Origin of the sequence: Sphingomonas sp. SUN019, assembly GCF_024758705.1 — a bacterium.
In the GTDB taxonomy this organism is placed as follows: Bacteria; Pseudomonadota; Alphaproteobacteria; order Sphingomonadales; family Sphingomonadaceae; genus Sphingomonas.
Genome location: NZ_CP096971.1, coordinates 357,301 through 383,450, shown reverse-complemented (window position 1 = coordinate 383,450; position 26,150 = coordinate 357,301). Strand labels below are relative to the sequence as shown.

Annotated in this window: 28 protein-coding genes and 2 pseudogenes; 17 read left to right on the top strand and 13 right to left on the bottom strand. The window is 64.7% G+C overall.

Translation table 11 applies throughout. The features are described from left to right. Position 1 precedes the first annotated feature (1 nt). Complete coding sequence (locus M0208_RS01915; protein WP_258890055.1) at positions 2-514, bottom strand: hypothetical protein; 513 nt, start codon at positions 512-514, stop codon at positions 2-4. Between the two features lie 136 nt (positions 515-650). Between M0208_RS01915 and eno the strand changes: the two genes are divergently transcribed. Both eno and M0208_RS01905 read left to right on the top strand, forming a co-directional pair. Next, positions 651-1,931, top strand: a complete 1,281-nt coding sequence (eno, locus tag M0208_RS01910; RefSeq protein WP_258890054.1) for a phosphopyruvate hydratase — start codon at positions 651-653, stop codon at positions 1,929-1,931. A gap of 43 nt (positions 1,932-1,974) precedes the next feature. After that, a complete protein-coding gene (locus tag M0208_RS01905; protein ID WP_258890053.1) occupies positions 1,975-2,289 on the top strand; it encodes a septum formation initiator family protein in 315 nt (104 codons plus the stop codon). A gap of 159 nt (positions 2,290-2,448) precedes the next feature. Here the strand turns inward: M0208_RS01905 and M0208_RS01900 are convergent, their stop codons facing one another. Both M0208_RS01900 and M0208_RS01895 read right to left on the bottom strand, forming a co-directional pair. After that, on the bottom strand, positions 2,449-3,276 hold the full coding sequence (locus M0208_RS01900) for an alpha/beta fold hydrolase (RefSeq protein ID WP_258890052.1): 828 nt from the start codon (positions 3,274-3,276) through the stop codon (positions 2,449-2,451). A 63-nt stretch (positions 3,277-3,339) separates the two neighbouring features. Next, positions 3,340-4,734, bottom strand: a complete 1,395-nt coding sequence (locus M0208_RS01895) for an MFS transporter (protein WP_258890051.1) — start codon at positions 4,732-4,734, stop codon at positions 3,340-3,342. A 100-nt stretch (positions 4,735-4,834) separates the two neighbouring features. On the opposite strand from M0208_RS01895, the gene M0208_RS01890 reads away from it, so the two are divergent. Both M0208_RS01890 and M0208_RS01885 read left to right on the top strand, forming a co-directional pair. Further along, positions 4,835-6,970: a prolyl oligopeptidase family protein gene (locus M0208_RS01890; protein WP_258890050.1), complete on the top strand. Its 2,136-nt coding sequence runs from the start codon at positions 4,835-4,837 to the stop codon at positions 6,968-6,970. A 76-nt stretch (positions 6,971-7,046) separates the two neighbouring features. Next, positions 7,047-7,388 (top strand): WYL domain-containing protein, encoded by a 342-nt coding sequence (locus tag M0208_RS01885; RefSeq protein ID WP_258890049.1) that lies wholly within the window; start codon positions 7,047-7,049, stop codon positions 7,386-7,388. On the opposite strand, the gene M0208_RS01880 is transcribed toward M0208_RS01885, so the two are convergent. Both M0208_RS01880 and M0208_RS01875 read right to left on the bottom strand, forming a co-directional pair. Continuing rightward, positions 7,385-7,789, bottom strand: coding sequence for a cupin domain-containing protein (locus tag M0208_RS01880; RefSeq protein ID WP_258890048.1), 405 nt, complete (start codon positions 7,787-7,789; stop codon positions 7,385-7,387). The genes M0208_RS01885 and M0208_RS01880 overlap by 4 nt on opposite strands. After that, positions 7,786-8,358: a glycine zipper 2TM domain-containing protein gene (locus tag M0208_RS01875; protein ID WP_258890047.1), complete on the bottom strand. Its 573-nt coding sequence runs from the start codon at positions 8,356-8,358 to the stop codon at positions 7,786-7,788. The genes M0208_RS01880 and M0208_RS01875 overlap by 4 nt, the downstream gene beginning before the upstream one ends. Positions 8,359-8,521: 163 nt before the next feature. Between M0208_RS01875 and M0208_RS01870 the strand changes: the two genes are divergently transcribed. Next, positions 8,522-8,728 (top strand): hypothetical protein, encoded by a 207-nt coding sequence (locus tag M0208_RS01870; protein WP_258890046.1) that lies wholly within the window; start codon positions 8,522-8,524, stop codon positions 8,726-8,728. Between the two features lie 7 nt (positions 8,729-8,735). Then, positions 8,736-9,179, top strand: a complete 444-nt coding sequence (locus tag M0208_RS01865; RefSeq protein WP_258890045.1) for a DoxX family protein — start codon at positions 8,736-8,738, stop codon at positions 9,177-9,179. Here M0208_RS01865 and M0208_RS01860 read toward each other — a convergent pair. Continuing rightward, positions 9,129-9,479: a DUF3147 family protein gene (locus M0208_RS01860; protein ID WP_258890044.1), complete on the bottom strand. Its 351-nt coding sequence runs from the start codon at positions 9,477-9,479 to the stop codon at positions 9,129-9,131. The two genes, M0208_RS01865 and M0208_RS01860, sit on opposite strands and share 51 nt — an antisense overlap. A gap of 111 nt (positions 9,480-9,590) precedes the next feature. Here M0208_RS01860 and M0208_RS01855 point away from each other — a divergent pair, with 111 nt between their 5' ends. From M0208_RS01855 to M0208_RS01840, 4 genes and pseudogenes are all read left to right on the top strand, one after another. After that, complete coding sequence (locus M0208_RS01855; RefSeq protein WP_258890043.1) at positions 9,591-10,421, top strand: DUF3667 domain-containing protein; 831 nt, start codon at positions 9,591-9,593, stop codon at positions 10,419-10,421. A 13-nt stretch (positions 10,422-10,434) separates the two neighbouring features. After that, positions 10,435-10,941 (top strand): hypothetical protein, encoded by a 507-nt coding sequence (locus M0208_RS01850; RefSeq protein WP_258890042.1) that lies wholly within the window; start codon positions 10,435-10,437, stop codon positions 10,939-10,941. Between the two features lie 111 nt (positions 10,942-11,052). Beyond that, positions 11,053-11,283: pseudogene (locus tag M0208_RS01845) on the top strand (DUF4062 domain-containing protein); the annotation flags it as partial. A 930-nt stretch (positions 11,284-12,213) separates the two neighbouring features. Continuing rightward, a pseudogene (locus tag M0208_RS01840) lies at positions 12,214-12,372 on the top strand (GcrA family cell cycle regulator); the annotation flags it as partial. A 19-nt stretch (positions 12,373-12,391) separates the two neighbouring features. Here the strand turns inward: M0208_RS01840 and M0208_RS01835 are convergent. Then, positions 12,392-14,701 (bottom strand): ATP-dependent helicase, encoded by a 2,310-nt coding sequence (locus tag M0208_RS01835; RefSeq protein WP_408988071.1) that lies wholly within the window; start codon positions 14,699-14,701, stop codon positions 12,392-12,394. A gap of 41 nt (positions 14,702-14,742) precedes the next feature. Beyond that, positions 14,743-15,681 (bottom strand): DMT family transporter, encoded by a 939-nt coding sequence (locus M0208_RS01830; protein ID WP_258890040.1) that lies wholly within the window; start codon positions 15,679-15,681, stop codon positions 14,743-14,745. A 134-nt stretch (positions 15,682-15,815) separates the two neighbouring features. On the opposite strand from M0208_RS01830, the gene M0208_RS01825 reads away from it, so the two are divergent. From M0208_RS01825 to M0208_RS01815, 3 genes are read left to right on the top strand one after another with little or no spacing between them, the layout of a single operon-like run. Next, positions 15,816-16,217 carry a GFA family protein gene (locus M0208_RS01825; protein ID WP_258890039.1) on the top strand — a complete coding sequence of 134 codons (402 nt, stop codon included), beginning with the start codon at positions 15,816-15,818 and terminating at the stop codon, positions 16,215-16,217. Beyond that, complete coding sequence (locus tag M0208_RS01820) at positions 16,217-16,360, top strand: hypothetical protein (protein ID WP_258890038.1); 144 nt, start codon at positions 16,217-16,219, stop codon at positions 16,358-16,360. The genes M0208_RS01825 and M0208_RS01820 overlap by 1 nt, the downstream gene beginning before the upstream one ends. An 18-nt stretch (positions 16,361-16,378) precedes the next feature. Further along, on the top strand, positions 16,379-16,600 hold the full coding sequence (locus M0208_RS01815; protein ID WP_258890037.1) for a hypothetical protein: 222 nt from the start codon (positions 16,379-16,381) through the stop codon (positions 16,598-16,600). 126 nt (positions 16,601-16,726) lie between these two features. Here the strand turns inward: M0208_RS01815 and M0208_RS01810 are convergent, their stop codons facing one another. Continuing rightward, entirely contained in the window at positions 16,727-17,536 is an 810-nt protein-coding gene (locus M0208_RS01810) for a hypothetical protein (RefSeq protein ID WP_258890036.1), read from the bottom strand. A gap of 163 nt (positions 17,537-17,699) precedes the next feature. Here M0208_RS01810 and M0208_RS01805 point away from each other — a divergent pair, with 163 nt between their 5' ends. Together M0208_RS01805 and M0208_RS01800 are read left to right on the top strand one after the other, a co-directional pair. After that, positions 17,700-19,337, top strand: a complete 1,638-nt coding sequence (locus M0208_RS01805; RefSeq protein WP_258890035.1) for an inorganic phosphate transporter — start codon at positions 17,700-17,702, stop codon at positions 19,335-19,337. A gap of 211 nt (positions 19,338-19,548) precedes the next feature. Next, a complete protein-coding gene (locus M0208_RS01800; RefSeq protein WP_258890034.1) occupies positions 19,549-20,850 on the top strand; it encodes an MFS transporter in 1,302 nt (433 codons plus the stop codon). Here M0208_RS01800 and rsmD read toward each other — a convergent pair. Both rsmD and M0208_RS01790 read right to left on the bottom strand, forming a co-directional pair. Then, positions 20,816-21,364: a 16S rRNA (guanine(966)-N(2))-methyltransferase RsmD gene (gene rsmD / locus M0208_RS01795; RefSeq protein ID WP_258890033.1), complete on the bottom strand. Its 549-nt coding sequence runs from the start codon at positions 21,362-21,364 to the stop codon at positions 20,816-20,818. The two genes, M0208_RS01800 and rsmD, sit on opposite strands and share 35 nt — an antisense overlap. Then, positions 21,361-22,515, bottom strand: a complete 1,155-nt coding sequence (locus tag M0208_RS01790; protein WP_258890032.1) for a pseudouridine synthase — start codon at positions 22,513-22,515, stop codon at positions 21,361-21,363. Before M0208_RS01790 ends, rsmD begins: the two co-directional genes overlap by 4 nt. Before the next feature lie 116 nt (positions 22,516-22,631). Between M0208_RS01790 and M0208_RS01785 the strand changes: the two genes are divergently transcribed. Continuing rightward, positions 22,632-23,069 carry a response regulator gene (locus M0208_RS01785; protein ID WP_258890031.1) on the top strand — a complete coding sequence of 146 codons (438 nt, stop codon included), beginning with the start codon at positions 22,632-22,634 and terminating at the stop codon, positions 23,067-23,069. 82 nt (positions 23,070-23,151) lie between these two features. Here the strand turns inward: M0208_RS01785 and M0208_RS01780 are convergent, their stop codons facing one another. Next, on the bottom strand, positions 23,152-24,303 hold the full coding sequence (locus M0208_RS01780; RefSeq protein ID WP_258890030.1) for an aromatic ring-hydroxylating dioxygenase subunit alpha: 1,152 nt from the start codon (positions 24,301-24,303) through the stop codon (positions 23,152-23,154). A gap of 61 nt (positions 24,304-24,364) precedes the next feature. Between M0208_RS01780 and M0208_RS01775 the strand changes: the two genes are divergently transcribed. Continuing rightward, the gene (locus tag M0208_RS01775) at positions 24,365-25,693 is read left to right on the top strand and encodes an AmpG family muropeptide MFS transporter (RefSeq protein WP_258890029.1); all 1,329 of its coding nucleotides are present in this window, start codon (positions 24,365-24,367) and stop codon (positions 25,691-25,693) included. Here the strand turns inward: M0208_RS01775 and M0208_RS01770 are convergent. Beyond that, a complete protein-coding gene (locus tag M0208_RS01770) occupies positions 25,690-26,118 on the bottom strand; it encodes a DUF6628 family protein (RefSeq protein ID WP_258890028.1) in 429 nt (142 codons plus the stop codon). The two genes, M0208_RS01775 and M0208_RS01770, sit on opposite strands and share 4 nt — an antisense overlap. Between the last annotated feature and the right edge of the window lie 32 nt (positions 26,119-26,150).

The window sequence follows — 26,150 nt, the reverse complement described above, 5'->3', positions numbered from 1 at the left end:
GTCAGGCGTCGCGCTGGTCCAGACCGGCCGTGAGCAGGCGCGCCACCACGAAACCGACGGCTGCAGCGGCACCGATCGCTACCGCCGGGCTCTTTCGCACCAGTTCGCGGGCGCTTTCCACCAATTCGTCGACTGATTTCTGGTCTAGCGTGGAGGAGAAACCCTGCACGCGATCGGCGGCGGACCGGGCGTACTGGCCGTATTGCGCGCCAAGCTTTTCGTCGACCTGACCCGCGGCGTCGGTCAGCAGCTTCGACAATTCGGTCAGCGCGCCGGTCGCCTTCGCCTTGCCGTCGTCGGCCAGCGTGCGCGCCTTGTCGCCCGCCTGCTCGCGGAATTTGGCGGTATTGTCGGCCAGCGTCTGCTTTGCACCCGCGAAGGTGCCAACGGTTCCGCCTTCTGCGCCCTCAAACGAAACGCCGGCGTTCTTCAGCGGCGCGGCGGGTCTGAACTCCGTACCCGCGGGTGGCGGAATGATGTCTGCATCGGTCATCGGCTTCGGCGTATCGGCCATCGCAAGATCCTTCCCTTGATCGTTCCAAGAACCGTCACGCCATGACGCTGGTTCCATCGCGATTTGCCGCGGCGCACCCTAATCGTTAGGGGCCGCGGCACATTCTTCGAAATCCAGATCGTAGGGGGTTCGTTTCGTGACCGCAATCATCGACATCCACGGCCGCATGATCCTCGACAGCCGCGGCAATCCCACGGTCGAGGTCGAGGTGATGCTGGAGGACGGCAGCGTAGGCCGCGCCGCGGTGCCATCGGGCGCATCGACCGGCGCGCATGAGGCGATGGAAAAGCGCGACGGCGACAAGACGCGCTGGATGGGCAAGGGCGTCGACGCCGCGATCACCGCGGTCAATGGCGAGATCGCCGATGCGGTGATGGGGCACGATGCCGAGGACCAGATCGAACTCGACCAGATGCTGATCGATCTCGACGGGACCGAGAACAAGAGCCGGCTGGGTGCGAACGCGATCCTCGGCGTCAGCCTTGCCGCCGCCAAGGCCGCGGCGGATGCGCGCGGGTTGCCACTGTACCGCTATATCGGCGGGGTAGGGGCGCACGTCCTGCCGGTGCCGATGATGAACATCATCAACGGCGGCGAACACGCCGACAACCCGATCGATTTCCAGGAATTCATGGTGATGCCGGTCGGCGCGCCGACGCTGCTGGAGGCGGTGCGGTGTGGATCGGAGATTTTCCACACGCTGAAGAAGGGCCTGAGCGAGAAGGGCCTGGCGACGTCGGTCGGCGATGAGGGCGGCTTTGCGCCGAACCTGGCCAGCACCACCGACGCGCTGGATTTCATCATGACCTCGATCGAACGTGCGGGATATCGGCCCGGCGACGACGTGATGCTGGCGCTGGACTGCGCGGCGACCGAATTCTTCAAGGACGGCAAATACGACATATCGGGTGAGAACAGGATCCTCGAACCCGCTGCGATGGCGGAATATCTTGCCGACCTCGTCGCGCGCTATCCGATCCTGTCGATCGAGGACGGGATGGCCGAGGATGATTTCGAGGGCTGGAAAGCGCTGACCGACCTGATCGGCGACAAGGTGCAATTGGTCGGCGACGATCTGTTCGTCACCAACCCTAAGCGGCTGCGGCAGGGGATCAAGGACGGTCTCGCCAATTCGCTGCTGGTCAAGGTCAACCAGATCGGCACGTTGTCGGAGACGCTGGAGGCAATCCGCATCGCCGAACGCGCGGGTTATACCGCGGTGATGAGCCATCGGTCGGGCGAAACCGAGGATGCGACGATCGCCGATCTGGCGGTTGCGACGAACTGCGGACAAATCAAGACCGGCAGTCTGGCGCGGTCGGATCGGTTGGCGAAATACAACCAGCTGATCCGGATCGAGGAAGAGTTGGGCGACGTCGCGCAATATGCCGGGCGCGATGTGCTGCGGAACCGCTGAAATCGCTTGATCGGGACGGGGGTTTGCGCGAGATCGTTAGTTAATGCGCCGCAAACCCTCCACCTTGCTGACCACGCTTCGGCGGGCGTTGTTGCCTGCTGCTGCACTGACGGTGATGGCGTTCTTCGGGGCCTACGCGGTGCTGGGGCCTAACGGCGTACTGGCGCTGGGCGATTACAAGAAGCAGCTTGAAAAGCGCGAACGCGCTTATGCCTCGCTGGACCACCGGCGCGAGGTATTGCGGAACAAGGTTGCGCTGCTCGATCCGCGCCATGCCAACCCGGACATGGTGGATGAACTGGTGCGCCGGGAACTGAACGTCGCGCATCCGGACGAGGTGATCGTGCCGCTGCGGTGAGTTCGGATTTGCGGACGTCGTTTTCAGTATTTTCCGCACACAGCGCCACCCCGGCGAAGGCCGGGGCCCAGTTGCACGCGAATAGTTAGCTTGTGCAGTACTCTCCATGACGACCTGTGTAACTGGGCCCCGGCCTTCGCCGGGGTGGTAGACGGGCCATTACCTCCCGCCCAGAAACGTCAGCAGATCCTGCGTCAGCCGGTTGCTTTCCGTCACCGTCAGCCCGTGCGGCGCGTCGTCATATTCGACCAACTGGCTCTGCGTGATCCCCTCCGCTGCGGCGCGGCCCGAGGTGTCGATCGGCACTGTCTTGTCGGCCGTGCCGTGGATCACCAGTGTCGGCACGCGAAACGCGGGCAGATCGGGGCGGAAATCGGTGTGGCCGAAGCTTTCGGCGCACGCGAGCGTGGAGCGCAGCGAGGCCTGCATCGCGGTGCTCCACGCCCAGTCGAGCGTCGCTTCGCTCACCGGGCTGGTAACGTAGCCGACGCCGTAGAAATCCTTGAAGAACGACCGGAAAAAATCGGCGCGATCCTTCCTGATTCCGTCGCCAATGCCCTTCAACGCTTCTTCGGGCACGCCGTGCGGATTGTCTTCGGTCTTCAGCATATAGGGCACGATCGAGCCGACCAGCACCGCGGCGTTGACGCCCTTGCCATCATGGCGGCTCATGTAGCGCGCGACTTCGCCGCCGCCCATCGAGAAGCCGACCAGCGCCGCGTCTTGCGTCACGCCGGTCGCCTCCATCACGTCGGCCAGATCGTCGGTGAGTGTATCGTAGTCGTAGCCGCTCCACGGCTGGCCTGAGCGGCCAAACCCGCGGCGGTCATAGGCGATCGCGCGATAGCCCGCCTCGGCGAGCGCCATCGCCTGCGCGTCCCAGCTGTCGGCCGACAGCGGCCAGCCATGGATCAGGACGACCGGGCGACCACTGCCCCAATCCTTGACGTAAATATCTGTGCCGTCGCGGGTTTTGACGTAGGGCATCGCGCACTCCTGAAGCATCCGGGGAATGCGGCGATCAACCGTCCGGGGGGCGGCGCGTTCCGTTCAGCGCGAAACTTGCGTCGTCGTAACTTCCGTTTCCGCTTCTTCGGCTGGAGGATTGCGGATCGAGGGGCGCAAGCGGGCGATGCTGCATAGTCCGGCGATAAGCGCGAGCCCGGCGGCGATCAACGCCGGCGTCATGCCGGTGCCGAGGCCGAACGACAGCAAGGCGGCGACCAATGTCGCGCCGCTGGTCTGTCCCGCCAGGCGCACTGTCGAAACCAGCCCGCCCGCGGCCGCGGCCCGCTCGCGCGGAGCCGAACCCACGATCAGGCGCGCATTGGGGGGCAGGAACATCCCGAACCCCGATCCGCACAGTGCCATGCGCCACGCAATGTCGAAATAGGTCGGCTCGGCGGGCATGAAGCCGATCAGCAGCAACGCCGCGATCGAGACGGTCATGCCGATCCCGCCGAGCAATCCGGCGGGAATGCGGTCGGAGAGGAACCCCGATAGCGGTGCGACGACCATGTTCGTGAGCGGCCACGGCGCGATGGCAGCGCCGATTGCGGCGGCGGACCAGCCCATCGCCTGCAGCCGGAAAGGGGTTGAGACGAGCAAGGTCATCGATGCGGTAAAGGCGACGAACCCGCCGAACGCCGACAGCGCAAGGACCGGGCGGGAAAGCAGGTCGATCGGCAGGATCGGGTTTGCCTCGCCGCGTTCCCGCCGCACGAAATAAATGCCGACGACGATGCCGACGATCACGATCGCGGCGGAGATGACCGGGCTGTCGCCGTGGACCGCGCTTTCCAGCCCGCCGATGATCAGGCCGAACATCGCCGCGCACAGGATCGCCCCTGGCACGTCGAAGGTGGTGAGGCTCGGCTTCGGGTTCGGGATCGCGCGGCCGAGCAGCAGGCTTATCAGCGCGAACGGCACCGCGCTGGCGAACACCCACGGCCACGGCGCGACCGCCAGCACCAGGCCGCCGATCGTCGGCGCGATCGCCGCCGAGCTGGTGACCACGACCGAATTGATGCCCAGCCCGCGCCCGAGCTGGCTGGCCGGATAGATCTGCCGGATCAGCGCCGATGAGACGCTCAGCACCCCCGCCGCGCCCAGCGCCTGCGCCGCGCGGACGATCAGCAGGAAGGGCAGGCTGCGCGCGAAGAAGCATAGCACGGTCGCGATAGTGAAGATCGCGAGGCCCGCCTGATATGTCCGCTTCAACCCGATCCGTTCGCCCAGCCCTGCGAACGGCAGCAGCAACATGACCAGCATCACCTGATAGACGGTGACCACCGACACGATCGAACTTTGCGCGACGTCCAGATCGCGCGCGATCGTCGGCAATGCGACGTTCGCCACGCCGCCGTCGATGATGACCAACGCCGATCCGAACGACATCGCGCCGATCGCGACATAGCGGCGGGGTGTGGGAAGACCGTCCATCATTATGGCCCCGCATAACGATTTTTTCGCTCCGCGCGACGGCCTTGCCGTCTCCCGATGCAGCGGGCATGAGAGTTACATTATATCAAGAACGGAGCGGGTTATGCGGCGATTGGGTGTGGTGTTGATGGCGGCGAGCATACTTGCGAGCGGGGTTGTGTGCTCCGGGGCGGTCGCCCAAGGCGCGGCGATGACCGATTCGAACGATCCGTATATCTGGCTGGAGGACAAGGACGGCGCGAAGCCGCTGGCGTGGGTCGAGGCCGAGAATGCGAAGACGCTGCCGCGGCTGCAGAACGATCCGCGCTACAAGACCTTCTATGCCGAGGCGCTGGCGATCGCGGCGGCGAAGGATCGCATTCCGATGCCGACCCAGCAATATGGCCGCATCCTGAACTTCTGGCGCGACGCCGACCATCCGCAGGGCATATGGCGCTGGACGACGCCGGCCGATTACGCGACCGCGAACCCGACGTGGAAGACGCTGATCGACGTCGACGCGCTGTCAAAGGCCGAGGGCAAGAAATGGGTGTGGGAGGGAAGCACCTGCCTCCAGCCCGAGGAACGGCTCTGCCTGGTATCGCTGTCCGAAGGCGGCGAGGATGCGGCCAGCTATCGCGAGTTCGATCTGGAGACTGGGCAGTTCGTCGCGAACGGTTTCGACCTGCCGAAATCGAAGCAGGGCGCGACGTGGGTCGACAAGGACAGCCTGCTGGTCAGCCGCGACTGGGGGGCGGGGACGATGACCGACTCGAGCTACCCGTTCGTCGTGAAGCTACTGAAACGCGGGCAGCCGCTGTCGGCCGCGACCGAAGTGTACCGCGGTGCGCCGGGTGATCAGCTCGGCACTTATGCCGGGACATTGGTCGACGCGAAGGGCAATCGCGCGGTCGTCATCGAGCGGCGCGACACATTCTTCGGTGGCGAGAAGTATCTCTGGACGTCGAAGGGCACGCGCAAACTGGACCTTCCGTCGCGCACGTTCGCGACCGGGATGGTCGACGGACGCGTGATCTTCGAGACGAGCGAGCCGTGGCGAGATGTGCCCGCCGGCGCGGTGGCGTGGGCGCCGCTCGCCGAGGTCAAAAGCGGCAAGATGAATCCGCGCATGCTGTTCGTGCCGAACGAGCGGCAGGCGGTGCAGGGCGTGTCGACGACCAGGGACCGGGTGCTGGTCAGCTATATCGACAACGTCCGCGGACGGATGAGCGCGTTTGCGCCGTCGGCGAAGGGCTGGACCGCCACGCCCGTACCGGTGCCCGAGAACATGAGCGTCGCGGTTGCCAGCACCACTGATCGCAGCGACCAGGCGTTCGTGTCGATCAGCGGCTTTGCGACGCCGACGACGCTGGCTACGCTCGACGCCGCTAAGCCCGCTGCGCCGACGACAATCAAGACGCTTCCGGCGCGATTCGATGCGTCCGGCGTGATAGTCGATCAGTTCGAAGCGACCTCCAGCGACGGGACGAAAGTGCCGTATTTCGTCGTCCGTCCGAAGGGTGCGAAGCTGGACGGGACGACGCCGACGTTGATGACCGCATATGGCGGGTTCGAGCTTTCGCGGCTGCCGACCTATCTCGGCGCGACGGGCAAGGTATGGATCGAGCGGGGCGGGGCGTATGTGCTGGCCAACATCCGTGGCGGGGGCGAGTTCGGGCCGAAATGGCACGACGCGGGGCGCAAGACGAAGCGGCAGGTGATCTACGACGATTTCGCCGCGGTGGCGCAGGATCTGTTCGCGCGGAAAGTAACCAGCGCGAAGAAGCTCGGCATCTATGGCGGGTCGAATGGCGGCTTGCTGATGGGGGTCGAATTCAATCAGCACCCCGAATTGTGGGGCGCGGTGGCGATCCAGGTGCCATTGCTCGACATGCTCCGCTACGAAGGGATTGCGGCGGGCGCATCGTGGGTCGACGAATATGGCAGTGTGAAGGTGCCCGAGGAACGCGCCTTCCTCGCGAAGATTTCGCCTTATCATAACATCCGCAAAGGTGCGGCCTATCCCGAACCTTATATCTGGACGACGACGAAGGACGATCGCGTCGGCCCGCAGCACGCGCGCAAATTCGCCTCGCGGCTGAAGGAATATGGGCTGCCGTATCTGTTCTATGAGGATACGACGGGTGGCCATTCGGGCGACGCCGATATCGAACAGGGCGCGCGGCTGCAGGCGCTGCAGATGACGTATTTCGCGCAGAAGCTGATGGATTCCGGCAGCGCGACAGCAGCGGCCAAATAATCCGGCGCGGCGGGGAACGAGATGAGTTGTGGAAGGTTCTTGCTGCAATGCAGCAGAGTTGTCTATGGGTGACGGAATGAAGCTGAACACCGACACCGACCGAGTCTCGGCCCCGCCCGCCGGAACGCCCGTCGTCTTCGAGGCGATCGTGAAGCAGCAGGCGCTGGCGGCGACATATAACCGCGGCGCGGTCACGATCGCGCCGCACGTCGTCTATACCAAGCACGGCGAAATCTACGTCGACGCGCTGACGATCGAGCGTGACGGAAAGCCGCCGCGCGAGGCGAAGATCAGCGCGTTCAAGGTTGCCGGTCTAAGCGGGCTGCGCGTCACCCCACGCCGTTTCGAACCGAGCGAATTGTTTGACGCGAACGACGCGCGATACGACGGCGTGACGCTTCTGGCGGTCGACCGCTAGGGCTTCCAGCCGGGCGGGGCCAGTTCGAACCCGGCGAAATCGAACCCCGGCGTCACGACGCAACTGACCAACGCCCATGGTTCTTCGGTCCGCGCCGATTGCCAGACGTGCGCCGGAACCAGCACCTGCGGCGATTCCGCGTTTAGCCGGTGCGTGGCGGTCGCGGCATCGTCCGCGATCGAGAGCGACAGCGCCGCGCCCTCATGCCACAGCCACAATTCGGCCGCGTCGACGCGGTGCCAGTGCGACACTTCGCCTGCCGCGAGCAGATAGAGGATCGCGGTCATCGGCGATCGTCCGCCCGCCGCGACCGGCGGCAGGCGGACGGTTTCGCGATAGTGGCCGCCCTCCGGATGCGGCTGCAACTGCAAGCGCGCGATCACGGCGGCGGCGTCGGTCATCGGCAGCGGATCTGGGAATTGTTCTGGTCGACCGCGCGCCCCGCGAGCGCGCCCGCCGCGCCACCCAGCAGCGTGCCGACGATGCGGCTGCGCCCGCCGTCGATGACATTGCCCAAAAGGCCGCCCGCGGCACCGCCAACGATCAGCCCGGTCGTGCCGTCGCTGCGCTTGCAATAATAACGGCCGTCGTTGCCTGAATAGACGCGCTCGTTCGAGCTTAGCGTGCGTTCCTGATAGTTCGAGCCGGAACGATAATCGCGCGCGGGATCATAACCGCGCTCATCCTGCCAGCCGGCATATTCGTCGTCCTGATAGCCACGCCCATCGTAGCGCGGGTCGGGCAGGCGCGGCGCATTGCGATCATCATAACGCGGATCGGTATAGCCGCGCGGCAGGCGGCGTGCGGTCTGGTAGCGATCATATTCCCCGCGAAACAACTGCAGTTCGCGGTCGAACCGCTCCTGCGCGGTGCGGAAGCGCGCGTCCTCGGCGGCGCTCTGCGCGGTGGCGGGAACGGCGAGCGCAAGCGTGGCGAGCGCGGCGGTGGTGGCGAGAAGTCGGGTGAGCATCGATACGGATCCTTCACTGGCCACCCTAGCCATCAGCGACTCGGGGGCGTCGCGCAGCATAGCGCGTCCGTGGCTGAGCCGCGCCTGTACCGCGACGCGCGAATTGTTGCCGTGTCGGCCATTTGTCATGCTAACCGTGTCGATCGAGCGGCAGGGGGACAGAATGACGCATCACGAACCGGGCACCGTCGAGCGTGCGTTTCAGCTCGCGCGATCGGGAACGTGCAAGACGCTGGCTGAAATCCGCGCGCAATTGATCAAGGAACGCCATGTCGGCGTGTCCGAACATCTGGTCGGTCCTTCGCTGCGGCGCGACTTGACGCGGTTGTGTGCGGAGGCGCGTCGAGGCGAAGAGCCTGCGCAGGGCTGACGCCTGGATGCGTGGCGACGGGCGCGGCCGGGCGGTTGCACGCTGGCTGCTGATCGCTTTCTACGGCGTTGCGGGCGTGGCGCATCTGATCGTGACCGACGCGATGGTGGCGATCGTGCCGCGGTTGGTGCCGTTCCCGCGCGAGATCGTGATCCTGACCGGACTATGCGAAATGGCCGGGGCGATCGGGCTGATGACGATGCGGTGGCGCGTCGCGGCGGGGTGGGGGCTGGCGGCCTATGCCTTGTGCGTGTGGCCCGCCAACATGCAGCACGCGATCCACGATCTGGGGGCGGGGACGGGCCTGTCGATCTGGTATCACGCCCCCCGGCTGGCGTTGCAGCCGGTGATCATCTGGTGGGCGCTGTGGGCTAGCGGCGCGATCGACTGGCCGTGGCGGTCACAGCACGATGCCAATCCGCGGGGCGAGCGCGGTCAGCGCGAGATATAATCCGATCGTCAGCGCGCAGCCGAGGCCGAACGCGGGCCAGAAACCGATGCCGTGGCGCAGCAACCACGGAATGAGCAGGAACATCGGCAGCGAGGGCAGGACGTACCAGAACGTCGCCTGCGCATGCGCCGCCATGTTCGCCGGATCGGGCCGGTCGCGCCACAGCCACATCATCCCAAGCACCGAGACGAGCGGCAGCGAGGCGATCAGCGCCCCGAAGCCGGGATAGCGTTTCGCCACCTCCGACGCCGCGGCGATGAGGATGCCGGAGATGACCGCCTTGAGTGCGAGGTAGAGCATCGGGTGACGCTAGGCCGTGTCGACGCTGTGGCCAAGAGCCATGCCTAAGCCGTTGGCGACACTGATATTGGCGGTGGCGCTCGCATTGCGATCCCGCTTATGTTGGGTGCGATGAGCGACGCTGCGACCACGCCCGCCACCTGTCCGTTCTGCGACGCGCCGGCGTCGGGGCGGTTCTGTTCTTCGTGCGGCAAGGAGGTGGCGCTGCACGGCACGTCCGCCGCGGTGCTGCGCGATACGTTCGGGCTGAAGCCGCCGCCCGCGCGGGTGCTGGGCCGGACGGCGTGGATGACGATCGCGCAGCCCGCCGAACTGACGCGGCGCTGGATCGAGGGGCGGCGGCAGGGACTGGCGACGCCGATCGCGATGATGTCCACCGTCACCGCGGTGACCGCGATCCTGGGCTTCATCCTGTTGCGGATCAGCGGGGCGGAGGCCCCGGTCGAGCAAAAGGTCAATTTCGCCGATCTGCTGACGGTCGCGCCGTTCCTGCAATCGTCATTTCCGCGCGCGAGCGCCTATGCGGCCGGCAACAGCGATGCGATGCTGGCGCAGTTCAAAGCGACGGGATCGTATCTGGCGGCGTTCTGGCCCGCGTTGTTCATTCTGCCGGGCTATCTCGCGCTCGCGCCGTGGCGGCGGCTGAACAACCACAATGCGCTTATCTTGGCCTGCGTCGAATCGGTGTTTCTGCTGATCGTGACGGGCGTGTGGTCGTGCCTGAAGCTGGTTGCGCCGGGGATGGCGAGCGCGGGGCTGACCTCGCTGCTGTTCTGGATCGTCATCTGCGCGCACGGCGCGATGCACGTGCGGCAGGTGGCGAACACGGGCTGGGGCTATGCGATCAGCCGCCCGTTCATCGCGGCGGTGATCTTTCCGATCGTAGGGTATTTTTTCGTCGTGCTGATCATGGCGCTGACGCTGATGTTCGCAAATACCTGATCGGAGTGGCCGAATGACGCTTTCCCGTACCGTCTCGTTGATGCTGGTCGTGGCGACGATCCCCGTCGGTACGAGCGCGCAGGTGCCCAACCGGCAGGTGTATCTGCCGCCGACGCCGGGCTTCGTTCCCGGCTATTCGGCGCGACAGGGGCGGCAGACGTTGGTCGAGCTGGTGCCGAAGGGGCAGACGGTGAAGAACTTCACCCGCATGATCACGCTGCAGACCGCGCCCGTCCCACGCGGGATGACCGAACAGAATTACATCGCCGCCTTCGCCAAGGGATATGTCACGCGCTGCCCGCGCGCGAGAGCGATCGTCGTGCCACTGTTGAACCGCGCCGCGGGCGTCCGCATCGACTGCCCCCGCCACCCCGCGACCGGCCAAAGCGAAACCGTCTTCGCTCGCGCGATCGCGATGCCGCCGGAAATGGCGATCGTGCACTATACGAGCAAGGCGTTCGTGCTGCCGAAGGAAGCGGGCTGGGCGCGGGACTATCTGGGGCGAGTGGCGGTGCGGTGAATATACGATCGAGACCGAACGGCGGTTGCGCGATACTCTGAAAAGAGATTGCCTTATCAAATGCTTTGTCTACGATCAGCTTCGCTGAGCGACTATCTGGAAAACTAAAAAATGCCTGACTTGCGGAACTTTGTTTCCTCGACTTGTTTTGATCTAGGTGCCCAGCGCTCTCAACTGAGAAGTTTGCTAGCGGGGATGGGCTATGATCCAGTTATGAGTGATCATTGTGACGTTTTATACGACGCTAGGCTCCACACACATACGAGCTGTGTGAAGGAGGTCAGTGACTCAGATATGCTAATACTATTGGTAGGAAGCCGTTATGGAGGAGCGGCTGTACCTGAGGCTCTGTCCGAGGTTGATTTCGAGAAAATTGCCAATTCTTCTGCAAAATCGGATTTTTTCAAAAAAGAGGGATTTTCTCTTTCTATAACTCAGCTAGAAGTAGCAAGAGCTATCGAGTTAAATATTCCTATATATGCTTTTGTCGACTCCAGAGTACACTCAGATCATCACTTATATCAGAAAAACAAAGATAAAGTATTTGCGGATCAGATCGATTATCCTTCAATTGATAAACCTGAGTCAGCAAAGTTTATATTTGAGTTTATCAATTTAATTAGTCACCGTTTTTCTAATAATGCGATTGTACCTTTCTCGGGATTTTCTGATATTGAAGAATATCTAGTGAAGCAATGGTCGATGATGTTCCAAAGATTAATTCGCGAGGAAAGGGAAAGAGGACTTGAGGGTCGAAAGGCAGATGCGATCTTCGAGCAAATTCAAGATCTTAAAGCTGCTGTTTTGCAATCGATTAATACTGGCGATGCCCGAGAAATTGCGCGAAGTGTAATTAAGTATCGTAGGCTTGCGGATTTCTTGCTAGAATTACGAGCGTTCGATGCGAGTATTGATATTGTCGATTATTCGGGTGATTTTGAGTCGTTATTGAAGAATTTTGGAATTCTGGGGATGCGCCCGATGAGCACATCCGGTGGCATTTCATCGCGGACGATGCTGATTAAGGATGATGGGTCACGTTTGCGCGTTCGGGTGCCTGATCGTCGTTTTATGGAATTCTATGTTCAGTGGAAAGACTTCGCTCAACTTGATCGAGATACGCGGGTAGCTGTTTTAGATGGAGTATCGGACTCCGAAAGCTTTGGTCCGATTATCATACCGATTGGCTCAGAGGATGGGGAGAACGATCGGTCCGTCAGTATCAAATTCGACGATCAATCTATTGGTCGCGCGGTATCAGAAAACGCTGCAATATCGGGTTGGACTGACGAGCAACTCGACACACTCAAAGAACTCTGGAAGGCAGGGCGAACAGCATCGGAAATTGCTGAAACGCTTGGCGGCGTCTCGCGCAATGCCATTATTGGAAAAGCTCATAGGTTGGGACTTCCTTCTCGACCGAGCCCCGTCGTAGAAGAATGAATAGTCCTCACTCAACCGTCACAAACGAGTCCATCACGCGCTTCCGCCCGGCTTTCTCGAAGTCAATTTCCAGCTTGTTGCCTTCGATCTCGGCGATGTCGCCGTAGCCGAACTTCTGGTGGAACACGCGCATGCCGACCGACAGATCACCGCGGCCCTTGTTGCCGAGGCTGATCGCGCTCGCGCGGCTTTCGACGACGCGGGCAGGTTCGCGGGTGAAGGTGCGGGGGGTGTAGCCGCCGCCGGGCGATTTGAGATCGACGCCAGCCGCGCGTTGCCAGCCGGGGCCGCGGCCCGCGCCGCGCGCCACGTCGGCGAACGGGTCGGCGCGTTCGGACCAGTTGGCGCGCCACAGGCTCTCGCCGCCCGACATCGTCGTCTCGCTGTCGATATGGTCGGCGGGCAATTCGCCGACGAAGCGTGACGGGATGCTCGACGTCCATTGGCCGTAGATGCGACGGTTCGCGGCGTGGAGGATCGTGGCGCGGCGGCGGGCGCGGGTGATCGCGACATAGGCGAGGCGGCGTTCCTCCTCGAGGCTCCGCGCGCCGCCTTCGTCGATCGCGCGTTGTGAGGGGAACAGCCCTTCCTCCCAGCCGACCAGGAACACGGTGTCGAATTCGAGCCCCTTCGCACCGTGGATGGTCATGATCGTGACCTTCGGATCGTCGCGCGCGCCTTCGTTCTCCATCACGAGGCTGACGTGTTCGAGGAACGCGCCGAGGTTCTCATATTCCTCCATCGCGCGGACGAGTTCGGACAGGTTTTCCAGCCTTCCTGCCGCCTCGACCGATTTCTCGGCCTGGTACATCGCGGTATAGCCGCTTTCGTCGAGCATCTGCCGGGCGAGTTCGGGGTGCGGCAGTTCGGTCGCCATCTGACGCCAGCGTGCGATGTCGCCGACGAGGTTGCCGAGCGCGCGGCGCGCCTGCGGGGTGAGTTCGTCGGTGTCGAGGATGCGCGCGGCGGCGGTGGTCAGCGACAGGCTTTCGGCGCGGGCGAGCTGATGGACCTTCGCCACAGCCTTGTCGCCCAGCCCGCGTTTCGGCACGTTGACGATGCGTTCGAAGGCGAGGTCGTCGGCGGGCTGATTGACGACGCGCAGATAGGCCAGCGCATCGCGGATTTCGGCGCGTTCGTAGAAGCGGAAGCCGCCGACGATCTTGTACGGCACGCCGGTGGCGATGAAGCGGTCCTCGAACTCGCGCGTCTGGTGCTGCGCGCGGACGAGGATCGCGATGTCGTCCAGGCTGGTGCCGGACGTTCTCGCGCTCTCGATTTCGTCACCGACGCGGCGGGCTTCCTCGGGGCCGTCCCATACGCCGATGACGCGGACCTTTTCGCCCGCGTCCAGTTCGGTCCACAATTGCTTGCCGAGCCGGCCGCTGTTCTTCGCGATCACGCCGCCCGCCGCGCCCAGGATGTGCGGGGTGGAGCGGTAATTCTGTTCGAGCCGGATGACCTTCGCGCCCGGAAAATCCTTTTCGAACTTCAGGATATTCTCGACCTGCGCGCCGCGCCACGAATAGATCGACTGGTCGTCGTCGCCGACGCAGCACAGATTGCGGCGTTCCTGCGCGAGCAGGCGGAGCCATAGATACTGGACCGAATTGGTGTCCTGATATTCGTCGACCATGATGTAGCGGAAACGGCGCTGGTAATCGGCGAGCACGTCGCGGTCGGTCTTCAGGATCGTCAGGACGTGGAGCAACAGGTCGCTGAAATCGCAGGCGTTCACCGCCCGCAACCGCGCCTGATATTGTTCGTACAATTCCCCGCCGCGGCCGTTCGCGTAGCGTTCGCTCTCCCCCGCATCGATCTCGCGCGGGGTCAGGCCCTTGTTCTTCCATTCGTCGATCAGCCCGCCGAGCGATTTTGCGGGAAAGCGCTTCTCGTCGATGTCGGCGGCCGAGATCAGCTGCTTCATCAGGCGCAACTGGTCGTCGGTATCGAGAATCGTGAAGTTCGATTGCAGCCCGACCAGTTCGGCATGGCGCCTGAGCATCTTCGCGCCGATCGCGTGGAAGGTGCCGAGCCAGGGCATCCCCTCCACCATGTCGCCCACCAGCCGCCCGACGCGTTCGCGCATCTCGCGCGCGGCCTTGTTGGTGAAGGTGACGCTCAGGATTTCGCTCGGGTACGCCTTACGCGTGTAGAGCAGGTGCGCGAGGCGTGCGGTGAGCGCGGCGGTCTTGCCCGTGCCCGCGCCGGCGAGGACAAGGACCGGGCCGTCGGTGATCAGCACCGCCTCGCGCTGCGGCGGGTTGAGGCCGCGGAGGTAGGGCGGGTCTTGCAGAGTTTGAGCGGTGTCGGTCACCATCGAACAGGTAGGGAACGTGGGCCGTCAGGGCAACCGCGTTAGGCGACCCGGTCCCCGCCCCTGAGCCGCGCCCACGGCCGCCCGTCGATCGCTGCGAGGCCCAGCGCGATCAGCGCCATGCCGATAAAATGCTTGGCCATCAGCGTTTCGCCCAGCACGGCGACCCCCAACAGGATGGCGACGACGGGGATCGTGAAGGTCACCAGCAACGAATTGCTCGCGCCCGCCCGCTCGACCAGCCGGAAATAGAGGACATAGGCGAATACGGTCGAGACCAGCACCATGCCGGCGACCGCGCCCCACACCGCCGGGCCGGGCATCGCCATCGTCCACGGCCGATCGACGATCGCGGCGAGCGGGATCATCACGATCGCGGCGGCGGTGAGCTGGCCCGTCGCTACGCTCAGCGGTTTGACCCCCGCCGCCGCGAACCGCCGCGACCAGACCGCGGCGAAGGCGTAGCTCAAGGTCGCGGCGAGGCACGCGGCCTGCGCTAGCGTATTACCGCCGAGCCTGCCGAGCGCGTCGCCGCCGATCATCGTCACGACGCCCGCGAAGCCGAGCAATACGCCGACGATCTTAGCCGACGTCGCACGCTCGTCGCGGGTGAACAAATGCGCGACGAGCACGCCCCATAAAGGCGTCGTCGCGTTCAGGATTCCGGCGAGCGCACTCGCGATATGCTGTTGCGCAAAACCATAGAGCGCGAAAGGAACCACGTTGTTGAGCAACGCCAGCACCAGAAACGCGGGCCACAGCTTCGGTCCGGGGAGGCTCATTCGCGTCACCGCCGCCCAACCGAGCAGCAGCAGCGCGGCCAGTCCGACGCGGAGCAGCACGATGGTGAACGGCGGCAGTTCGCGAAGTTGGATCGCGAGGAAGAAGAAGGCGCACCCCCACATGACCGACAATATCGCGAGATTGGTCCAGTCGACGGCGTCCATGCGGCGTTGGGCCGGGGCTTGGAACTTACTCATGACTACGACGTAGCCTAGTGCGGTGGTGGACGCACCCCGCCGCTTGCCGTGAAAGCTGGGCGACTTTTGCAGGGTCGCTTGCGAGCGAACGATTTTTGTGAGAACAAAGGAGAAACGAACGGGAGAGACTCGACATGGCGACCACCGGAAAATGTCATTGCGGCGCAATTTCCTACTCGGCGGAGGGTGCGCCCGAGCATCATGCCTTGTGTCATTGCGGCGATTGCCGGTCGTGGTCGGGCGCACCGATGGTCGGGTGGATCGCGTGGAAGGAGGATCAGGTGACGGTCACCGGCGAACCCGCGACCTATCATTCGTCCGAACACGGTGCCCGTGATTTCTGCGCGAAATGCGGGACCGGGCTGTTCTATCGCAATCCGCAATTCCTGCCGGGGATCGTCGACATCCAGTCGGGCACGCTGGACGACATGGAGGGCAATCCACCGGGCGCGCAGATCATGGTCAAGGATCGCGTGTCGTGGGCGAAGGGCATGACCGAGTTGCCGGAGTTCCAGACCTATCCGGGCATGGATTGATGCCCGACCCAGTCGCGGCGTGGCACGCCTATATGCGCGCGCCGACGCCCGCCGCGCTGGAGGCGCTGATCGCGGACGATTGCGTGTTCCAGTCGCCCGCGGTGCACACGCCGCAGGTCGGGAAAGCGGTGACGCTGAAATAACTGACCGCGGCGGCCGACGTGCTGGGCGGGGCGAGCTTTCGCTATATCGGCGAGTGGCGGGCAGAGGCGTCGGCGGTGCTCGAATTCGAATGCGAAATCGCTGGCGCGATCAAGGTCAACGGCGTCGACATCGTGCATTGGGGCGACGACGGCCGGATCATCAATTTCAAGGTGATGATCCGCCCGATGAAGGCGCTGAACGCGGTGGTGCCGCTGATGGCGGCGGCTCTGATGGGGTGATCCGGCTGGTCAAATGCTAATCGAGCCGCGAGGGCTATTGCCAAATAGACCAAATAGAAACGCCGAATTGCTCGAATTAAATTTGCGGGATTGGGCTCTTGCCCAAACACGACGGCAACGCATTCATCAATCTTTCGATTCGTCACGCTTCATCTGGCCGCGGATCGAAGAACGCTGCACTTCGGCGTCAACCGCATTCTTGCTGCGATAGAGCGCCTGGAGAAAGCTGTTGTCTTGGTCCGTCAGGCGCGGCGGTCCGCGTTCGCCGCGGTCGCGGGTTGCGAAGATAGAAAGGATCGTGTCTTTTCCGAAATCGCCGTCGATCTTCGGCTGAGCAAACGCCACCAGCGCCAGATAGTCGGCAAGTTGACGCCAAGTGATCCGGTCCAGTCGCTTCGTGTCGACGATTTCGAGTGATAGGATCGCGCTTTCCACCGATGTTTTCGTCAAGCGCGACGCCGATTGATAGTCGCTGTTACCCATCCGACTCGCCGAAATCCACCTTACCGGACGAGGTTGTCGCAGCCGATCGGTATCTATGCGCGTTGCGGGACCGGAGCGCGGATCGCGGAACAGTTTCGGGTGACGTCTGATGAGGCTGGTCGCAAAGCCATCGGCGTCATCAGTCGCCACTACAACGATATTGGCCGCGCACCGGCCTCGCGCGACCGGCGTACCGACTGATCGGGCGATTTCGGCAATTCGTTTTTCAATAAATGCCGCATCCGCGGTCGGCAATCCGATCACCCGCGGACACACGTGATTGTTCCAGCGTGCGATCTGCCGCCCGCGTTCGGCTTGAGTCAGCGCGGCGACAAAACGATCGACGGCCTGTTCGGTTCGTGCCCGAACTACGACGTCTGGCGTCGGCGGTTGGGTCAACGTCGGAGGCGGCTGAACCTGCGCGGCACCACCCAACATCATCAAGAAGACCATCGACAAGAGCAGACCGCGTCGTTGCATTAGAAGTTTCTGACAGAAACTCATATCGTTAGCAAACGAGCGTCTGACTTCGTCGGCGGTTCAGAGCGGCGGTACCGAAACCACTCTGAGGTATTGTCATCAAACCGTCATGGAAGCGCGCGAAGGCGATCGCATCATGGCAAGCAGTGTTCTGACCGCCGACGAGTCGGTCTCGCGCGCGTCCGGTCCGCGGCTCGATCGGCCGCATCATCCGGCTGCGCGCTGGGCGTTTTTCATATTGATGGCTGGCGTGCTGGTCTATGCCGGCGTCAGCGTCGTCGCGGATACCGCGCAGGTCGGTGAGGAACTGGCGTTCGGGGTCTTCGCGTTCCTTGGCCTCGCGCTGCTGATCGCGCTGGGCTTCGAATTCGTGAACGGGTTTCACGATACCGCCAATGCGGTCGCGACCGTCATCTACACCAATGCGATGCCCGCGCATCTGGCGGTCGTGTGGTCGGGATTCTTCAATTTCCTGGGCGTGATGCTGTCGAGCGGCGCGGTCGCCTATGCGATCATTACCTTGCTGCCGGTCGAACTGATCGTGAACGTCGGGTCGGGCGCGGGGTTCGCGATGATCTTTGCGCTGCTGCTGGCGGCGGTGATCTGGAACTTGGCGACGTGGTATGTCGGGCTGCCGAATAGTTCGAGCCACACGCTGATCGGATCGGTGCTGGGCGTCGGTTTCGCCAATCAGCTGCTGTCGTCCGGTGCGACCGGGGGCACGTCGGGCGTCGACTGGAGCCAGGCGACAAAGGTGCTGACCGGGCTGTGGATGGCGCCGCTGATCGGTTTCTTTGCGGCGTTGCTGCTGTTGCTGGTCATGAAGGCGGTGCTGCGTAACCCGAAATTATTCAAGGCGCCGGAGAGCGACGCGCCGCCGACGAAGGGCATCCGCGCGCTGTTGATCTTCACCTGTACCGCGGTGTCGTTCAGCCACGGCAGCAACGACGGGCAGAAGGGGATGGGGCTGATCATGCTCATCCTGATCGGCTGTGCGCCCACCGCTTATGCGCTAAACCGGACGTTGCCCGCGAGTGAGACGCCCGCCTTCGTCGCCAGCGCGAACGCCGCGGCGGCGACGCTGGTGGACAAGGGCGCGGTCACGATCGCGCCGGAGCAGGCCCGGGCCGTGCTGACCCGCGCGCTGGAGCGCCGCGAACCGAACACGCCGCAGGCGTATGGCGCGATCGTCGCGGTTTCGCGCAATCTGGCGACGCAGGTCGACGGCTATGGTTCGCTGAGCAAGGTTCCGGCCGAGGCGACGCCGAACATCCGCAACGACATGTATCTGGTGCTCGACGCGACCCGGTTGATCGTGAAGGCCGAACCACCGCGCTTCGCCAAGACGGACCTGACGGCGCTGAAGGACTACCAGGGGCGCCTTGAGGCAGGAACCCGCTTCATTCCTTTGTGGGTAAAGGTCGCGGTGGCCATCGCTCTCGGCCTCGGCACGATGATCGGCTGGAAACGGATCGTCGTCACGGTCGGCGAGAAGATCGGCAAGCAGCACATGACGTACGGCATGGGCGCGTCGGCCGAACTGGTCGCGGCGGGGACAATCCTGATGGCGGACCGGTTCGGGTTGCCGGTGTCGACGACGCATATCCTGTCGTCGGGCGTCGCCGGCGCATCGGTCGCGAGCGGGATGGGTCTGCAGCGGCGTACCGTGCTGAACCTGGCGGCGGCGTGGTTGCTGACCTTGCCGGTCGCGATGGCGCTGTCGGGCGCGCTTTATTGGCTGCTGCTGACGCTTGTGAGAGCGGGCGGGCTCTGAGCAAAAAAAGGGGCGGCCCGGCTGGACCGCCCCGTAGTTCAGGGAATGACCGGGCGAGGGGGGATTCGACCCGGCCGGTCGGGGCCCAGGGGAAGACCGCCGACGGACCTTTGCTAAAGCCGAGATGTGTCGCGATTGTGTCGCTTTCGTCCAATTTTCGTATCGCGCGTGAAATATTGACCTGCGCGCGGTCAGCGGAGATGGATCGGGCATGACCGCGCCCACATCCAACCGCCGCATCCTGATCGCCAGCCTAGTCGGCACGACGGTCGAATTCTACGATTTCTATATCTATGCGACCGCCGCGGCGCTGGTGTTCGGGCCGTTGTTCTTCCCCGCAACCAGCGCGTCGGCGCAATTGCTCGCGGCCTATGCGAGCCTCGCGGTGGCTTTCATCGCGCGGCCGGTGGGGGCGTGGGTGTTCGGCCATTACGGCGATCGGATCGGGCGCAAGTCGACTCTGGTCGCGTCGCTGATGCTGATGGGCGGATCGACGCTCGCGATTGCGTTCCTGCCGACATACCAGACCGCGGGGTATTGGGCGCCGTTGCTGCTGTGCATGCTGCGTTTTGGGCAGGGCTTCGGGCTGGGCGGCGAGTGGGGCGGGGCGGCGTTGCTGGCGGTGGAGAATGCGCCGCCGGGATGGCGCGGGCGGTTCGGGATGGTGCCGCAGCTTGGCGCGCCGCTGGGGTTCATCGCGGCGAACGGGCTTTTCCTGTTGCTCGGCGCGCTGATGACGCAGGAGGATTTCCTCGCCTGGGGCTGGCGATTGCCGTTCCTGTTGTCGATTGTGCTGGTCGGGCTGGGGTTGTGGGTGCGGCTGAAAGTCGCGGAGACGCCGGCGTTCGCGCGGATGATCGAGGAAGGCCCGCCGCCCGCGGTGCCGATGGGCGAATTGCTGCGCGGTCATTGGCGCGTCGCGCTGGGCGGGACGTTCGGGGCGGTTGCGTGTTTCGCGGTCTATTATCTCGCGACGGCCTTTGCGCTGGGGTATGCGACGACGACGCTGGGGATCGACCGTCAGGTGTTCCTGGCGCTGCAGCTGGGCGCGATCCTGTTCATGGGCGTAGGCATCGCGCTGTCGGGGGTGTGGGCGGACCGGACCTCGCCAGCGCATGTGCTGACCTGGGGCTGCGTCGGGGCGATCGTCGCGGGGTTGTTGCTCGCGCCGGGGCTGGGATCGGGATCGCTGGCGATCATCTTCGCCAGCCTGTCGTTCGCATTGCTGGTGATGGGGTTCGTTTACGGCCCGCTCGGCGCGTGGCTGCCGTCGCTGTTCCCGGCGCGCGTGCGCTACACGGGCGTGAGCCTGGCGTTCAACATGGCGGGGATCATCGGCGGCGGGCTGACGCCGGTCGCGGCGCAGGCGCTCGCCACGCGCGGCGGGCTGATGCTGGTCGGGCTCTATCTGGCGGCGATGTCGACGATGAGCCTGATCGCGCTGTTCATGCTGCGCCCGCGCAGGGACGCAGCGCCGATCAGTTCGCCCGTAGCCCCTCCCGCAGCAATGTGAGCCGCGCCTTGCCGTGGACGCGCGTCGCGTCGACGGTGAAGCCCGCTACCGCGATCTCCTCCGGCTTGCTGCTTTCGATGCTGATCCAGGTCGCAGGCCCGGTCCAGCCGAGGCGCGCGAGCCGTTCCAGCGCCACCACACCCGCGCCGGTGCCATAGGGCGGGTCCATCATGATCAGGTCGAGGGGGGCGGGCGCGGGGCCGAGCGTCATGACCGACGCGGCGCGGATGTCGGGCCGGACGCCGAATTTGGCCGCGTTGGCGCGGAGCGAATCGAGCGCGGGCTTGTCGTGTTCGACGAACAGGCAGGTCTTGGCGCCGCGCGACAACGCCTCCAGCCCGAGCGCGCCCGATCCCGCGAACAGGTCGGCGACCGCCAGATCGTCGAAACTGCCGAGACGGCTGGCGAGCATCGAGAACAACGCCTCGCGCGTGCGGTCTGCGGTCGGGCGCGTGGCTTCTCCCTTCGGCGCGACGATCGCGCGGCCGCGCCATTGCCCGGCGATGATCCTCACTTGCGTTTACCCTTGTCGCGACCCTTGGGCTTGGGTTTTGCCCAACCGGCCTTGCGTTCGATTTTCGCGGGACGGGGGGCGAGCGTGACGTCGGGTTCTGGCGCTGCGTCGCGGGCAGCCGGCGCGCGGGGTGGCCGGGGGACGCGGACGGCCTCCTTCTCAGCGCGACTGGTCCGCACCGGCTGACGGGCGGAGCGGCCGCCTTCGCCCACCGGCCTGGCCGCGCGATCCGGACCCGGTCCCGCGGGCCGCTGTGGTCGCGCGGGACGCGCATCCTTCCGTGCGGCCGGATCATAAGGCGCGCGATCGCCGGTCGGCGCTGCGCGTGGTCGGGGCGCGGCCCGCGCGCCGGTTCCGCTGACGGAAATCGGCATCATCGGATCGATCCCGCGCTTCACGCCAAGCGTCTGACGGAACGCGATCAGATCGTTCTGGGCGACCTCGCCGATCGCGCCAGGCGGCAGGTCACCCAGCACGAACGGGCCATAGCGCGTGCGGATCAGGCGGCTGACGCGCAGCCCGAGATATTCCAGCACGTTGCGGACTTCGCGGTTCTTGCCCTCGGTCAGCACCATTTCGATCCACACGTTCGCACCCGTGCGGCGTTCGAGGTTGGCGTCGATCGAGCCGTAGCGGACGCCCTCGATCTCCACGCCCTCCATCAGATCTTCGAGCTGCGTCTGCGTGACCTGACCGTATGCCCGCGCGCGATAGGCGCGCTCGACGCCGGTCGCGGGCAGTTCCAGTTGCCGCTTCAGCCCGCCGTCGGTGGTCATCAGCAACAGCCCCTCCGTATTCAGGTCGAGCCGCCCCACCGGCACCAGCCGCGGCAGATCCTTCGGCAATTTGTCGTAGATCGTCGGACGCCCGGAGAAATCGCGCTCGGCGGTCAGCGTGCCTGTGGGCTTGTGGAACAGGAACAGCCGCGCGGGTTCGGGCGCGGCGACGGGTTCGCCGTCCACCGTGATGCCGCGAAGGGAGGTCAGCACGGTTGCGGGCGTGTCCAGCGGCACCCCGTCGCGCGCGATCCGCCCTTCCTGGATCATCCGTTCCACCTCGCGGCGGGAGGCGATTCCGGCGCGGGCGAGCAGCTTGGCGATACGTTCGCCGCCTTTGGCTTCGGGGCGTTGGTCTGGTTTGTCGGTCGGCATGGCGCGGCTGATACATCCGTTGCGGGTCCGCCGTCATTTTATTTGCGTCCGAAGCCGCCGACGCGCGTTAAGGACCACGGGTGTAACGACCCTTGTCGCGGGGAAACTAGAGTTCGATGTTGTTCGGAAAGAAGAAGCGCCGGATCGTGCGGCTGTTGCTCGTCGAGGACGAGCCGCTGATCGCGTTCGACACCGAACACCTGCTGCGCGAACAGGATTACGAGATCGTCGCGACGGTCGATTGCGTGGCCGATGCGGTCGCGGTGATCGGGGATGTGGCGGATATCCATCTGGTGCTGGTCGACGTACGGCTAGCCGACGGCAGCGGCGTGGACGTGGCGCGCGCCGCGCAGGGTCGCGCGATCCCGGTCATCTTCGCATCCGGTGATTGCCCGGTAGAGGCAGAGTCGGTCGGGACGGGGCATCTGGCGAAACCCTATACCCCGCGCGGTCTGCTCGGCGCGATCAACGCGATCGAAGCGACGCTGGAGGGTAAATCTCCCCGGCGGTTGCCGACCGGGTTCCGTCTGTTCGAGCGGGTTTCGCCGGGCTGACAATATCCCATTCGCCCTGACCGAAGTCGAAGGGCATGGCGCTCATTTGCTTCGACTTCGCTCAGGGCGAACGGGTTACATCCTAAAGCCGCGCTTCCACCTGGTCATGGAAGTTGCGGATGCCCGCCTCCAGCGTCCCCAGCGTGATTCGGTCGATCGCCCCTGACGACAGCCCCTGCTGCCCCAACGCCGCGGCGCGGAAATCCTCCGACCCGAAGACGCCGCCGTCGAGCAGGTTCCAGCTTTTTTCCCAATGATGCAGCGCCTTGTCGGTCGCTGGCGGTTCGGGGATCAGCATGAAATCCTCGACCAATACGCGGTCGTGCGCCTGCGGCATCAGCACCATCAAATTCACGTAATCGGGGCTGACGATCAGCACGGTGCCGGGAAACATCTGATAGGTGTAGGTGATCGCCCGGCGCAGCGTCGGCCAATCGGCGGCGCGAACCGCCGCCTCATCGACATCGCGTCCCACCGCGCTGCGCTGATGCGGGCCGATCATGTCGCCGGTCGACACGCCGTCCTTGAAGAACGGGCCGATCGTCTCCGAATGAAGCCGCAGGACATGATAGCTCTCCAGGAACGCGTCCATGATCAGCTTCCAGTTCGCGGGAACATCATGCGTATGCCGCTTGAACAGGTGCAGCCCGTACAGGCCGAAGGCGTCGAAATCGTGGCCGAGCGCGTCGGCCTCGGCGAAATCCGCGGCCTCGTCGAAACTGAACCAGATCAGGCCGCCCGCCTCGCGCGTCGGCAGCCGTTTCAGCCCAAAATCGGCCTTGTCGAGGCCCGGAAAGGCGTCGGTCCGCGGCAGGCCGACCAGCTTTCCGTCGAGCGCATAACTCCACGCGTGGTACGGACACACCAGCCGCGGCGCGCAAACCGCCTCGCTCCCTTCGACCAGCCGCGTCCCACGATGCTGGCAGACGTTCAGGAAGACGTGCGCCGTGCCGGTCTTGTCGCGCGCGATCAGCAGCGGTTTGCCGAAACCGTCGTGCGGCACCGCCATGTTGGGCTCGGGTAGCAGTGCGGACGGGGCGATCACCAAAGGCGCCTTGGTGAAGATCCGCGCCTGTTCGGCGGCATGCCGCGCCGGATCGGTATAGGCCGACGCGTCGACGTGGGTGATCCCCGCCTGCCGCTTCGACCCGCCGTCCGCTAGCAACGAGGCGAGCGCGAGTTGCCCGGACGTGGGTTCAAGGCGAGCGCCAAGATTCAGGACGGGCGCGTTCATGGCTTTCCTCTCCGTGTTCTGCCGCTAGTGTCTCCACTTTGTGGGTTAGGGGCAAGTGCGGATGGCATCGGTGGCGGGTGAGCGGACGTGGTGGGATGGCGTTCGCCCGTATCTGGAACGCGCGCCGCTGGCCGCGCTGGCGTTGGGCGTGTCCTCGGGTTTTCCCTATGCGATGATCGGCGCGACGCTGACGACACGGCTGGCGCAGGACGGCATCGACAAGAAGACGGTCACCGCGTTCAGCCTGGCGTTCCTCGTGTACAATCTGAAATTCCTGTGGGCGTGGATCGTCGACGGCGTGCGGCTGCCGATCATCGGGCGGCTGGGACAACGCGTCTCGTGGCTGATCGTCACGGGCCTGCTGGTGATCGCGGCGGTGTGGAATCTGGCGCTGGTCGATCCAGCGGCGGACATCTTCGCGACCGCGACCGCGGCGATCCTGGTCGGCGTCGCGGGGGCGACGTTCGACATCGTCATTGATGCGTACCGAATCGAAATCCTCGAGCCGCGCCAATTGGGTGTCGGTTCGGGGATGAGCCAGTACGGCTGGCGGATCGGATCGGCTGGCGCTGGCGCGCTGGCGCTGGTGATCGCCACGCGCGGGGGGTGGGAGCTCGCGTACATGGTGTGCGCATCGTTCGCGCTCCCGGCGATGATCGCGGGGCTGGTGGTCGGAGAGCCCGAGCGGCGGCGCGAGCCCACCGAGCGCAAGGGACTGTCGGCGGCGGTCGAGGCGGTGTGGCGGCCGTTCGTGCAATTCTTCGCGCGGAAAGGTGCGCTGTTGGTCCTGCTGTTCATCCTGGTCCACAAGGTCGGCGACACGCTGGCCAACCTGACGTTTCGGCTATTGTTCGACGACCTGGGATTCACTGGCGACGAGATCGCGTTTTACGACGTCGGCATCGGCTTTGCGGCCTATCTGGTCGGCATATTCATTGGCGGCGTGTTGTACGCGCGGATGGGGATGAAGAAATCGGTGCTGCTGGCGCTGGTGCTGATGGCGGTCTCGAACCTGTCGTTCGCGTTGCTCGCCGCGGCGGGCCATTCGAACCTCGGCATGGCGGCGGCGATCGGGTTCGAGAATGCCGCGAGCGGGTTCGGCGGCGTGGTCGTGATCGCGTATTTCTCCGCGCTATGCGACCTGCGCTTCACCGCGGCGCAATTCGCGCTGATCTCGGCCGCCGCCAGCATCGTCGGGCGCGTCGCGACCGGCACGACCGCGGGCGCGCTGATCGAATGGATGGGGTACGTCGATTTCTACTTGCTGACCACGCTGCTCGCGCTGCCCGGAGTCGCGTTGTTCTGGTGGATGAGCCGCAGCGGACTGATCGATCAATCGATCGGGTCGGCGGGGACGGAAGGCGAGGGGGACGCGCGAGCGGAGGCCTAACGCGTCACCGGCCGCCCTGCATCCGCAAACGCGGCAGCGACGGCCGCGGCGCTGGCCAGCACACCGTCCACGCGACGGATGCCGAGCAGGTCGGCCATCAGGAACCGCGCGGTCTCCGGCGCGGTTTCGACCCGCGCGAGGATCGTGACCAGCGCGAATTCGGCCGGCGTCATCCGCGCGCAGCAGCAGTGCGCGATCGCGATCTGACCCGCCGAGGCGCTAGCCAAGTCGGCCATCAACGCGCGCATCAGGACCAGCGGGCGGCGGAAATCCTCGCCGAACGCAGTGAACATCGTGTGCGAGGCGCGCGCATCGCCCAGCCCGTGCGCGCCCATCCGTCGCATCGCGAACAGCGCGATCCGCGCATTGCCGCAGGTCGGGAGCGCGTGGGGCAAGGCCTGCAAAACGGTGGTGGCTTCGGTCATCGAACGCGACTCCTTGGGTGTCGCCGTCAACG